Source organism: Alteromonas gracilis (assembly GCF_043642145.1).
Taxonomy (GTDB): domain Bacteria; phylum Pseudomonadota; class Gammaproteobacteria; order Enterobacterales; family Alteromonadaceae; genus Alteromonas; species Alteromonas gracilis_B.
Window position 1 is genome coordinate 385360 of record NZ_JBHZRZ010000002.1, and the last position, 12493, is coordinate 397852.

Genomic DNA, 12493 nt, shown 5'->3' on the forward strand with positions numbered 1-12493 from the left:
AGTCACTTTAAAACAAAGAAGCCCACATTGGGCACTTTATCTATCAATTATTAGTGTACGGATGGCGTATCTTGTTGATCATCAAGAAGCGACTGACCCAGCTCGCTGAAACACAAAATGGCTGAAATTTTCACATACTCTTCAACTTCAAACAGTGCTTTTTCTGATTCTTCATCATCATCCATAGGTTCTTCCATGCGAGAAATATCAGAAAAATCTTCCAGCGCTTCTTTTACGTCATCTGAACACTGCATTAGGTCTTGTTGATGTAGTCCGAAACCAAGCATAAACCCTTGTACCCAATTAATCAGCGCGGCTCCACGGTCGTTAATGGGGGCTTGGTCTTCAGGAAGAAGTAAATTAAGCGCAAACTCTGGCTCAAGAAGCTGTTGGCAGGTTTGATTGAACAGCGATGTGAGTAAATGATGCGTTTGGTCGCTAAACGCATCGCCCTGATTGATGGTTTCGCTGAGTGCTTCTAACCACTTTTGGTCGGTAAGAGACATACCACCACAAAGCATTCCGCATAAAATGCCATGAACCTCTGCCGCGTCTACAATGATGCCTTGCTGTGACAGTTTATTACTTACGCTATCGTAATCGAGCTGTTTTTCCACGAATCGTTCTCTTAGTTTTAAGTGAGTTGAGATTTTGCGCCATTAATACTTGGCTTTGACCTCTCTTGATGGAGTTAATACTAGCAAAATTCAATGTACAAAGCCTACTATTGCCCAAGTTCCAATATAAAGTAAATGAAAGTTATGAACAGTTCGCGGTCGAGTTAGTACACACTTTACTCAGGTGAAATTATATGTTGTTTACTCACTGTTCAAACAGCACGTATTTTTAACGCTAAGCGTAATTTTCCATGTACTACGGCTAGCAACATAGCCGTATTTCAACTAAGATCATTTTCGTCGGATACGGAATTCCTCTCGCAACAGCACAGAAATGTTTATCAGCGTAGTAATACTTGAATAAGCTGCTTGGTTATTATTGAGCTTCTTTAATATGCGTGTATAATTGCTGACCAATTGGTCAAGAAAATAGTATTTTTCTACCGCTTTTATATTCACTACGCACAATAAATATAAAGCGCATTAGGTGATCCTCTTCAAGAGATCTCGCGTTTGTTATACCCTGTTGCGTTAATACAACAACAATGTTTCCTGGGATGTTTGCTAGTTCATTCATGTCCCTGGCCGATGCTATAAACCAAGGAAGTTGAAACAGCTGCTATTGCGCAAGCTCGACTCGTATCGAGAAGCCTACGGCAATTGTGATACTTCCGCCCTGAACTTTTCGGTTCACGGGCGAAACATGGACAGCGGCATTCTGGGAAGCGCCCTCTTTCGACGGAAGAAGAAATGGCAATAATAAATTTTGGCTCTATAAATATTGACCACGTTTATCAGGTAGACCACTTTGTGCAACCTGGTGAAACGTTGGCCTCTACCCATTACCAAACCTTATTAGGCGGTAAGGGTGCAAACCAGTCTATTGCTTTAGCGCAAGCAGGTGCAGACGTACGCCACGTTGGCAGCATTCACGAAAACGACGCCTCATTCAAACAAGACCTAATCAAAAAAGGTGTTGATTGCCGTGGTGTGAAGTGTTCAGAAGTTCCTTCAGGTCACGCTATCATTCAAGTTACGCCAAGCGGCGAGAATGCCATTGTGCTTTTTGGTGGTGCTAATCAAACCATTACCGCAAAAACGGTTATGCAAGCGCTAGATGATACTCGCCCTTCAGATTGGGTGCTCACTCAAAACGAAACCAGCAGCATTGAAGAAGTGCTTCGTCAAGCGAAGGAAAAGCATTTAAAAGTTGCGTTTAATCCAGCGCCTATGAGCGAGTCGGTAAAACAGCTTCCTTTAGACTGTGTAGATTTACTGATTGTAAACGAAACCGAAGCTGCAGCCATTACAGGTAAAGAAGAGCTTGAAGATATTGTGACTGTGTTCAAAGAACAGTGGTCACATTGCGAAGTCATTATTACATTGGGTAAGGCTGGTGTAATGATGTTGCGCAAAAACGATGTTATTGAAGTAAACGCATTCTCTGTAGATGCCGTTGACACAACAGCTGCAGGTGACACCTTTATCGGTTACTTCCTGTCTGCCTACTGCAACCACACTGACGCGAAGCAAGCATTGCGTCGCGGCTGTGCAGCTTCGGCTATTGCTGTTACTCGCGAAGGTGCAGCGCAGAGTATTCCTACACAAAAAGAAGTGGATCGTTTCTTAGCGAAACACGCCAACTAGCAAGACGCATAGAGACAATTTGATGGCACATAAAATCATATTAGATACAGATCCGGGGATTGATGATGCAATGGCGATTTTTTTCGCTTTCCAGTCTCCAGACATTGAAGTACTTGGCTTAACGACTGTTTACGGTAATGTTCCAGTTACAATGGCAGCGCAAAATGCCCTAACCCTTTGTGAAATTGCCGGAAAAGATATTCCTGTAACCAAAGGCGTAGGTATGCCTTGGGTAGGTCCAGAGTCAACTTACGCACACTTCGTGCACGGTGAACATGGCTTTGGTGATATTAAACCTGAAGCACCTAAAACTGAGCTAGACCCACGCAGTTCAGCACAGTTTATCGTAGACATGGCGCGTAAATACCCTGGCGAAATCACCATTGTGGCTATTGGACCACTAGGTAATTTGGCCCTTGCGCTTCGCCTTGAGCCAGAACTGCCTAAATTGGTGAAAGGTGTGAGCATTATGGGTGGCGCAGCATTTGTACCGGGTAATGTAACGCCAGTAGCCGAAGCGAATATTTGGAACGACGCCCACGCCGCGGAAATCGTCTTTGCAGCAGATTGGGACCTAACTATGTTTGGTCTAGACGTGACTAACTTCACGCCGTTCTCGCCTGCTTTTGTTGAAAAACTGGAAGAGAAAAACAACACGCTTGGCGGCTTCGTGAAAGAAAGCGCCCAGTTCTACATGGATTTCTACTCGCAAAACCGTGAAGACCGCGTGTGCTTCTTCCACGATGCATTCCCGATTGCGCATCTTCGTCACCCAGAACTCTTCGAACTAACAGAAGGTCATGTTCGCGTTGGTACAGGTGCGTTAGATAGAGGCCAAACCGTGGTTGCTCCTAAAGGCACAACGCCTAGCCCACTTTGGAATGAAGCTAACACCATTAAGGTAGCGACTAAAGTTGACCACAAAAAGCTGGAACAACTATTCATAGACACCTACGCTTTATGATAGTGTTAAGGGATTGTTTCAAAACAATCCCTTTTTTTCTAAAGTGTTAGGTTTAAATAAAAGCATATGATAGCTGCTCCACTCCACGAAAATGAAGATGAACGTCTTGCTGAACTTCTTAGCTACGACGTACTCGATACAGAAGCAGAACAGCTTTTTGATGACCTCACTGCGTTAGCCTCACAAATATGTGAAACGCCTATCGCACTTATCAGCTTGGTAGACCCTGATCGCCAGTGGTTTAAGTCTCGCGTAGGCCTTGATGCCGAAGAAACATCGCGAGAAATTGCTTTCTGCTCTCACGCCATACTGCAAGAAGATGTATTCGAAATTCCTAACGCGTGCGAAGACCCGCGCTTTTTCGATAACCCGTTAGTGACTGGCGCGCCAGATATTCGCTTTTATGCAGGTGCACCGCTAATTACGCCTTCAGGCCATGCCATTGGTACGCTTTGCGCAATAGACCGCAAACCACGTAAGTTGAGCGAATCGCAAAAAGCATCGCTACAAACGCTAAGTAAGTCGGTTGTGGCACACTTAGAGCTTAAGCGCAAAAACCGAGAGCTAGAGCGCACCAGCCAATTTAAGTCTGACTTTTTATCTTACGTTAGTCATGAAATTCGCACTCCGCTTAATGCCATTAATACATTTAGCCGGCTATTGGAAGGCGAAGCGCAAAAACTTAACTTACCTGAGTCTTTTACAACCCCACTGTCGCATGTGACTCAAAGCGGTGAAAGACTTTTAGAAATTGTTAATTCCGTTTTAGATATTAAGCAAATTGAAGCGGGTAAAATGCGGGTTATGCCTCGCGCAGTAAATACAAACGACTTCTTCACACATTTATTTTCTCTTACCAAAATTCGTGCAGAAGATAGTGGAATTACGTTCAGCACAATCATTGAACCTTCTGTTCCAGAATCCCTCTTTTTTGATGACACAAAATTTGGTCAAATTGCACTGAACTTGCTTTCAAACGCTATTAAATTTACCAACCATGGTAAAGCCGTGAAGGCACAAGTCAAATATAAAAACGGCAACGTTATATTTAATATCGTTGACGAAGGTATTGGTATGAGTGAAGAGGATCAAAAACGGCTTTTCACTCCCTTTGAGCGTATGGAAAATGCCCAAAAGATTAGCGGAACTGGCTTAGGACTAAATATTTCAAAGCGTTTGATTGAGCTGATGGATGGTTCCATAAAAGTGAGCAGCAAATTGAACCAGGGCACCCGAGTTAGTGTCACTTTGCCCGCAGATGCACTAAGCGCGAACCAGTTTGTTGAAGCACAACCTAAAAGCTTTGTAGCACAGGTCAATATTGATACGTCGGTTAATGTGCTTGTAGTTGAAGACCACTACATTAATCAGGTTGTTATTCAAACTCTGTTTGAAAAGTTAGGCATTCCACTTTCCATCGTCAGCACCGGGGAAGAAGGCGTAGAGTATGCAAAGTCAAACCCTGTAGACTTGGTACTTATGGATTTGAATTTGCCGGGTATTCAAGGCGACGAAGCAGCAGCGCAAATTAAGAGTACAAAGCCACATCTTCCCGTTGTAGCTTTGACCGCCGATGTTATTACTCAGCCTGAGTACTTGCGTGAAATAGGGCTAAACGACGTTCTCACAAAGCCTATTGATAGCACAGAGCTAATTCGAGTTTTGAACCATTACTTAGCCAAAGAGAAGTAATCACTCGCTCAAATCGCACTACAAGGTAGGGAGCGTATATCTTAAATGCCAACATTTTCTAAAAAAGGCACGACTTCAAAGCAAACGACACAAGGCCAGATAAACCTAATCGCCCCCTCTTCAAAGCACGCTGGTCTAAAAACGACGGCTGCAGCACAAGCTGGTTTAGAAGGGCTGATGCAATCACGCGCTCAGCTAAGAAAAACACTTCGTGAAGCGCGGCGCAACTTAAGCGCTCAGCAACACGAAGCAGCAGCGCTTGGCGTAGCAAAGCAGCTTGCCACACTGTCATTATTAAATGACGCCCGCGTTGTGGCAGGGTATTTAGTTAACGACGGCGAGGTAAACTTAAAGCATTACATCAACACCGTATGGCAAGCACCCCATGCTTCGCAGTTTGCGTTGCCAGTACTTCACCCTATTTGTAAAGGGCATTTATTATTTTTGTCTTACGCGCCCGATACAAAGTTAGTAAAGAACAAATACAGCATTGAAGAACCTGAATTGTCTTGCGCTAACGTGGTTCCAGTATCGCAGTGCAACGTTATTCTGATGCCGCTTGTAGGCTTTGACCTTGCTGGTAACCGCTTGGGTATGGGAGGCGGTTATTACGATCGCACACTAAGCTTTACCCAGCATCATTCAAACACAAACTCCCCTATCTGTCCGCGCAAACCTAAGCTGGTAGGTATTGCCCACGATATTCAACAGGTCGATACACTTCCTATTGCATCATGGGACGTACCTCTTGATGCCATTGTTACCCCTACCCGCACATTGCAATTCACTAAATAAGATTTTAATGAGCCAGCTCGCTTTAATAAATTGAACTCATGAACTAGTGGGTTCAGTTCAGTATATAAGTTACACTGCGAACAAAACAATTCGGAGAGTAATCATGGATCAGAACGCAAAAAAACAAGCTGTTGCCAAAGCCGCTATCGACTATGTAGAAGCAGACAGCGTTGTTGGTGTAGGCACAGGCTCTACCGTAAACTTCTTTATTGAAGAGCTCGGTAAAATTAAGCACAAAATTGAAGGTGCAGTTTCAAGTTCAGAGGCATCTACTGAGCGCCTTAAAGCGTTGGGCATTGAAGTATTTGAACTGAATGAAGTAAGTAACCTTTCGGTTTACATCGACGGTGCAGACGAAGTTACCGAACATAAACACATGATTAAAGGTGGTGGTGCAGCGCTTACTCGCGAAAAAATAGTGGCCGGTGCCGCCACGACCTTTGTTTGTATTGTAGATGAAAGCAAACGCGTTCCTGTACTTGGCTCGTTTCCGCTTCCAGTGGAAGTCATTCCCATGGCCCGCTCATTTGTAGCGCGTGAGCTTGTTAAGCTGGGCGGCGACCCTGCATATCGACAAGGCGTAGTTACAGACAATGGCAACGTTATTCTAGATGTTCACAACCTAGAAATACTTAATCCACGTGAACTTGAGCAGAAAATAAATAACATTCCAGGCGTTGTGACCAACGGAATATTTGCGCTAAGAGGCGCTGACATTGTGTTAAGTGCAACTGACGAAGGCGTTGAAACCTTTAAGTAATACATGTGATTTTTGTCACCAGGTTTTCGTCATGGTTTCTTTTGCCTCAGGTTTTTACCACGAGCAATTAACTGAAACGGCGAAAAGCTATACAAAATTCTGCTTTTAACTTAACGTGTTTTCTGTTAATTTCCGTTTAGACGTCTAGATGTCCTTTATTTAATACCTCTAGACGTCGCTATTACTAAGCGTGTTGAGGCTTAAAACTTGACGATAAAAATAAACAGCGTGCTTTTTGTGCAAGATGCACACTAGCCAAAAGCTGAGAATATAGACGTTGTTGCCAGTGAACCAGCGGTAGGGTTTTGCGCTTAAATCTTGCAAAACCAGTGATAGTTACTGCTAGTTTTGGCTGTACAAACGACCCCAATTACACCAGTGAGAGATAGCGAGTTCATGAGCAAAGTTTCATTAGAGAAGGATAAAATCCGCATTTTGTTGTTAGAGGGTGTTCACCAAAGCGCTTTGGAAACACTGAAGAGTAATGGGTATAGCAACATTGAATTTCTTAAGACTTCTCTTCCTGAAGATGAATTAATTGAGAAAATTAAAGATGCCCACTTTGTAGGTATTCGCTCGCGCACTCAAATTACAGAGAAAGTGGTTGAAGCAGCGCAGAAGCTGGTAGCCATTGGTTGTTTTTGCATTGGTACGAACCAAGTTGACCTTGAAGCAACACAGCGCCGCGGTATTCCAGTTTTTAATGCACCGTTTTCTAACACCCGCTCTGTGGCCGAGCTTGTCCTTGGACAAATTATTCTTCTTCTTCGCCAAGTGCCTAGTAAAAATGCTAAAGCCCATCGCGGTGAATGGGAAAAAACAGCCGTTGGTTCATACGAAGCCCGTGGAAAAACGCTTGGCATTATTGGCTACGGCCACATTGGCACTCAGCTAAGTATTCTGGCTGAACACTTAGGTATGCGCGTTCAGTTTTTCGACATTGAAGATAAACTCGTGCTTGGTAACTCTGCACAGGTTAAGTCGCTTGAAAAGCTGCTTAATACGTCTGATGTGGTTTCTCTTCATGTTCCAGAAACACAACAAACACAAGATATGATTGGCGAGAAAGAACTGTCTCAAATGAAAAAAGGCAGTATTTTGATCAACGCCTCTCGCGGTACGGTTGTTGACATCGACGCCCTTGCTGGCGCTTTGGAAAGCGGTCACCTTAACGGCGCAGCTATCGACGTATTCCCTGTTGAGCCTAAGTCAAATACCGAAGAATTCGAGTCGCCGCTTCGCGCGTTCGACAATGTTATTCTTACGCCACATGTGGGTGGAAGCACGCAAGAAGCACAGGAAAACATTGGCATTGAAGTGGCTGGTAAATTGGCGAAGTACAGCGACAACGGCTCGACGTTGTCAGCAGTAAACTTCCCTGAAGTATCGTTACCAGAGCACACTGGCCGCTCGCGCTTGCTGCATGTGCATAAAAACCAGCCGGGAATACTCACTCAAATTAACCAAGCGTTTGCCGAAAAAGGCATTAACATTGAAGCGCAATACCTTCAAACCAACGCTGAAATTGGTTATGTAGTTGTAGATGTTAAAGAAGACCGTGGTTACGAGGCCCTAGCTGAACTTCAGCAAATTGATGGTACGATTAAAACCCGTATTCTTCATTAAGAAGTAAAAAACTCGGCGTTTATCACGCGTTGTTTTTAGGCTTTTTAAGGCGAACCTGCGGTGAAAGGCGCTGGCTTGTTTTTGATAACCGTTAGATAAACGTCTTATAAACGCATAGTTGGTAACCTAAAAACTAAAAAAGCTGCACTTTTTAAAGCGCAGCTTTTTTTATTTTGGCTTCCCCCCAACTTTACACCGTTTTATCGCGGTGATAGCCTAAAGGCCCTGCTCTTGAGCCTTTAGTGGGAATGTATTGCTAAGGCTTAGAAAAAGTTATAAACCAAGCTTACAGCCGTTTCTGTATCGAGTTTCTCGATGTCTTCATCAACATTGGTGTTGTGATCAAGTTTGAATGACAAACGCATAGACAGGTTTCCACTAATTGTAGCGGTAAGCGCTGTTTCAGCACGAGACTTCGTGTTGTCAGAACCCATTTCCGTACTCACGGTTTGGGTAAACCTTGCGGTATCTGAAATCTTCCAAGAGTAAACCGATGACGCACGAACAATTACGCTATCAAGATCTTCTTCGTCTTGCGTTTCAATGAATGAGTAACCCGGACCGATTGAGTATTCAAGGGTGTGGCGTTTGTTTTCAAGCACTTTTTGGTTCCAACCCACCGCTAATGTCGCTTGATAGTTAAAGTTACTAAAGCGGTCGTCTTCGTATGATGCGAAGCCGAATAGTCGATTATCTGGGTTAGCAAGTTTGTAGTTACCCTGCGCTGATGCGAAGAACTTCTGTGCAGAAGTTACGTCTTCATCTTCACCTTCGTCATTTTCAATGGTTTCTTGACGATACAAGCCTTCAATCAGGTAGTCGTTGCTCCAGTCTTCTAGCTCTTGGTGCGCGGTAATGCCAGCATTGATAGAAGTCGTATCGGTGTTACCTGTTGTAGAGATAAAACCTAACTCACCTTCCATTGTAAAAGGCTTAACTTCATCGTCTTGAGCGAAGACGGCAGGTGAAAGAGAAATTGCAACCAGCGATGCAAGCACTTGCTTTTTCATTAAACAATCCTATTGATTATCGGTCCATATGTTGTACCTGATAGCCTTGATAAAACAAAGCAGTACAACGCGAAATTTAAAGAAGTACATTGAAGACACTTCAACTGAAAGCGCCTATGTATTGTGTTGCGCAGTGTACATTTTCACAGCAATCAGTCAATGAGAACCCGGCGAAACTGCAAAGATTGACCGTTAATTTACACTAATTGATTAAAAAAACTGATAAACCAACGCTACAGAGGTTTCTGTACTAAGCGCTTCGGCATCTTCAGCGGTGTCAGTTTCATGATTTAAAATGAATGAAAGCTTCATTGCTAACGAGCCAAACACGTTGGCTGACAACGAGGTTTCTGAGCGAGACTTGGTGTTTTCTTCACCTGCTTCTGTGCTTACAAACTGTCGTAACTTAGCGCCAGAGCTCCAGCGGTATTTGTACTCAGCAGAGGCGCGCACAATAATGCCGTCGTTTACAAGGTTGTTATTATCTTCTTCGGCTTCAATGAAGGTATAACCCGGCCCTATGCTATAACGAAACTCACTGTCTTCGTTGCGCCAAACTCGCTGCGACCAGCCTGCCGCAAACGAGGCTCGATGTTCATAACCGGTAAACTTGTCGTCCTCGTAGTCGCCGTACATGAATACACGCCGTCCAGGGGTAAGAAGTTTGTAATCGAACTGAGCACTGGTATAGAAGCGTTGAGCACTTATGTCTCTTTCTGTGGTAGCCGTACCACTTTCTTTGTAAAGCAGTTCAGCAAAATAAAGACTGCTCCAATTTTCTGTTTCGTGGTCAGCATTAACGGCAGCTTTAACGCTAGCTGCAGATGTATTCCCCGTATTGAGTAATACACCCAGCTCACCGTCTAGCGTAAATCGGGGAATTTCATCATCGGTGTCAGGGGTGAAATCGGCGTGATACAAAGTTTCGATGAGGTCCCTTGCATTGGCAGATACACAGACAATAGAACAAACAATGCCAACAACAATGCTTGGACGGAAGATTTTTTTGAACATAACCTGATTTACGTTGAGCTTTTAATTTTTAGATTACGTCATAGTACGACGCTTGTAATACCCATCCTCTGGTGAAGTTTACTGCGATTTACGCAATCGCAGTAAAGTGACAAAGTTGATACACTGAAGCTCAGTGAATAAGCGATACAATTTTCGCCGTTTCTAATTCGGCGTATTCAATTGAATTGCTTATCACTTCCATGTCTAGATTTAATGTATTGGCTATCTCTGGAGTAAAAAGTTCAATGTCAGCATAGTTTTCTTGGTCAAGTTGGCTAACAGTAATACGGTTTGCCAGTGCTAGAACGCAAATATCGACATCTGACGAATGCTTTTCTTCATCATTCATGAACGTTACCGGATAGTACAAACCCATCGGTAAGTGCCAATTTTCGAGTATGATACCGCTGCATTGAGCAAACGTAAAACCGAATTGGTTCAACTGGTTAATATGTGGCAAATCTTTTTTGTCTGCATTTAAGTATGACTGGTAACGCTTAGGCTCACGTTTAACCACCACTAACTCACTTAAGTTTTGCAATATTCCCATTACGAAGAAGCGCTCTGCGCCGCGCACGTTCAGCCTCATCGCTACACTCTTCGCCACCATGCCGCAGTAGACCGACGAGTACCAATGCTTATCTATATTAAGGTCGTCCGTACTGAAGCGTTTAAAAGCAGTACTGGCTGTTTCTGCAATCACTAAGTTGTAAAGGGCTTCCCCTCCAATCACACTGACTGCTTTAGCGACTGACTCAATTTGAGAAGGAAAGCGAAACAACGAGCTGTTTGCAAGTCTGAGAACTTTTGCAGTAAGCGACGGATCGGCACTGATCAACTCCCCGATGTCTTGCGAACTGGAACGGGGATTATCTAAGGTTGAGCGTAAACGCACACAAAGATCAGGTAACGTGAATGATTTCGCGGCATACGAAACATACTTATCTAACGACATTTAATAACTCTCAGTCTATTCTTTTTTTACTTTTAAGGCCGCTCAATCTGAGCTTGGCGGGTCATCAAGGAAGAGCGTAAATTGCTCGTTCGACGCACTGTGCTCTTTTTGCTCTTGCTTGCGAGCGCGCGTAAGCACCGCTTTTTTGCGCCGCACACAAGCACTGATTATTTTGCGCTTTGTTGCGTCGTCGACTTTAAGCCAGTACAAACGCTCATCGCGACTTCGGTAACACCCTTTGCAAAAACCTCTAGGACCAGATTCACATACACCAATACAAGGACTTGGAATTTCGAAAAACTCCAGTTGTTGAGATGATGTCTTCTGTTCCGTCATATCAGTCGCGAAACCTATTTATGGGTGAAACCAGTAATTAGAACCTATGTCACTAGCAAGATAACACGCGTTTTCATTAGGTACCTTGTCGCATAGGTCTAGCGGTAGGTTTTAAAAAGCCACTTAAATTTAAACGCATGCAAACAGATTAAGCTACTAGCCTTTAGCCTTTAGCCTTATACACGCTTCATTAACCCAGATGGCGGCGCCTTTTAACCCTTATTATAAAACAAAGCGGCTAAGGTAAACAGGCACCAAGACAATGCAATTGTTAAAACATAAAAAAGTGTGAGTTGATACCTAATAATTACGGTGACATTTAGTCTACAAGCGTATACTCAATCGTTGATACCACTCGTACTTTTTTAATGTGAGGATGGTGACTGTCACGGCTTGATATACTGAACTGCCCTTGGTTAGCACGTTTAATTTTGCCCAAAGTGCTGTTTGAGTCTTTCGCGAATTTTTCAGCCACTTCACGTGCATTTAACGTGGCCTCTTCAACCATGGCGGGCTTAACATCGTTTAAACGCGTGAACACGTAATCTGGTTGAGCGCGATAGCTTTGCTCTGAAAGCACTATGCCGGTTTTAATAAGCTCACCAATTTGCTGCATTAATTCTCGCACCATTTCTACATCGTCAGAGAAAACGGTTACGGTTTGTACAGCACTATAGCGAAATGGCGCTTTTTCATTGCCACCGTATTGCTGCGCAAGCTTGTCATTAATTTCAGGCTTTCCAATCGTAATGCTTTCTGCATCAATGCCTTTTTCTTCTAAAAAATTTGCAACGTTTAAGCTGTTTTTCTCGATGTGCTCGTAAAGCTGAGGTAAATCATTACCCGCATCAACAAATTGAATAGGCCAAATAACTTGATCAGCGAGGTACTCTCTTTCAGATAACCCTTTTACAGTGACAACCCTGTCCCACGTTTGCATGTCGTTCATGGCTGAGGATACTTGAACACCAAGTAAAGACACCGCAACCACCATGCCCAATGCCATTACTACCGCTGCACCTATTTTCATTTGACTCTCCGTTTGTATGCTGAGCTGATTCTGACTTGGCTCACATG

Annotated in this window: 12 protein-coding genes and 1 other RNA gene; 7 read left to right on the plus strand and 6 right to left on the minus strand. The window is 43.7% G+C overall.

Going from position 1 to position 12493, the window contains the following annotated elements; genetic code table 11:
• Positions 1–50: 50 nt before the first annotated feature.
• Complete coding sequence (locus ACHUFN_RS05755; protein WP_394221352.1) at positions 51–617, minus strand: UPF0149 family protein; 567 nt, start codon at positions 615–617, stop codon at positions 51–53.
• Positions 618–1163: 546 nt separating this feature from the next.
• Here ACHUFN_RS05755 and ssrS point away from each other — a divergent pair.
• The 7 genes from ssrS to serA all read left to right on the plus strand — a co-directional run bounded on the left by ssrS (position 1164) and on the right by serA (position 8101).
• Positions 1164–1346: non-coding RNA, 6S RNA (gene ssrS / locus ACHUFN_RS05760), on the plus strand.
• A 21-nt stretch (positions 1347–1367) separates the two neighbouring features.
• Positions 1368–2264 (plus strand): ribokinase, encoded by an 897-nt coding sequence (locus tag ACHUFN_RS05765; RefSeq protein WP_394221353.1) that lies wholly within the window; start codon positions 1368–1370, stop codon positions 2262–2264.
• A gap of 22 nt (positions 2265–2286) precedes the next feature.
• Positions 2287–3228 carry a nucleoside hydrolase gene (locus tag ACHUFN_RS05770; RefSeq protein WP_394221354.1) on the plus strand — a complete coding sequence of 314 codons (942 nt, stop codon included), beginning with the start codon at positions 2287–2289 and terminating at the stop codon, positions 3226–3228.
• A gap of 66 nt (positions 3229–3294) precedes the next feature.
• Positions 3295–4920, plus strand: a complete 1626-nt coding sequence (locus ACHUFN_RS05775; protein WP_394221355.1) for a hybrid sensor histidine kinase/response regulator — start codon at positions 3295–3297, stop codon at positions 4918–4920.
• 45 nt (positions 4921–4965) lie between these two features.
• Positions 4966–5715: a 5-formyltetrahydrofolate cyclo-ligase gene (locus tag ACHUFN_RS05780; protein ID WP_394221356.1), complete on the plus strand. Its 750-nt coding sequence runs from the start codon at positions 4966–4968 to the stop codon at positions 5713–5715.
• A 103-nt stretch (positions 5716–5818) separates the two neighbouring features.
• Positions 5819–6475, plus strand: a complete 657-nt coding sequence (gene rpiA, locus ACHUFN_RS05785) for a ribose-5-phosphate isomerase RpiA (RefSeq protein ID WP_394221357.1) — start codon at positions 5819–5821, stop codon at positions 6473–6475.
• A 396-nt stretch (positions 6476–6871) separates the two neighbouring features.
• A complete protein-coding gene (gene serA, locus ACHUFN_RS05790) occupies positions 6872–8101 on the plus strand; it encodes a phosphoglycerate dehydrogenase (RefSeq protein ID WP_394221358.1) in 1230 nt (409 codons plus the stop codon).
• A gap of 263 nt (positions 8102–8364) precedes the next feature.
• On the opposite strand, the gene ACHUFN_RS05795 is transcribed toward serA, so the two are convergent.
• The 5 genes from ACHUFN_RS05795 to ACHUFN_RS05815 form a co-directional block, all read right to left on the minus strand.
• Positions 8365–9111, minus strand: coding sequence for a DUF481 domain-containing protein (locus tag ACHUFN_RS05795; RefSeq protein WP_394221359.1), 747 nt, complete (start codon positions 9109–9111; stop codon positions 8365–8367).
• 210 nt (positions 9112–9321) lie between these two features.
• The gene (locus ACHUFN_RS05800; protein ID WP_394221360.1) at positions 9322–10125 is read right to left on the minus strand and encodes a DUF481 domain-containing protein; all 804 of its coding nucleotides are present in this window, start codon (positions 10123–10125) and stop codon (positions 9322–9324) included.
• Between the two features lie 130 nt (positions 10126–10255).
• The gene (locus ACHUFN_RS05805; RefSeq protein WP_394221361.1) at positions 10256–11080 is read right to left on the minus strand and encodes an HDOD domain-containing protein; all 825 of its coding nucleotides are present in this window, start codon (positions 11078–11080) and stop codon (positions 10256–10258) included.
• A gap of 42 nt (positions 11081–11122) precedes the next feature.
• Complete coding sequence (locus tag ACHUFN_RS05810; protein WP_394221362.1) at positions 11123–11416, minus strand: DUF1289 domain-containing protein; 294 nt, start codon at positions 11414–11416, stop codon at positions 11123–11125.
• Between the two features lie 319 nt (positions 11417–11735).
• The gene (locus ACHUFN_RS05815; RefSeq protein ID WP_394221363.1) at positions 11736–12446 is read right to left on the minus strand and encodes an SIMPL domain-containing protein; all 711 of its coding nucleotides are present in this window, start codon (positions 12444–12446) and stop codon (positions 11736–11738) included.
• Positions 12447–12493 lie beyond the last annotated feature (47 nt).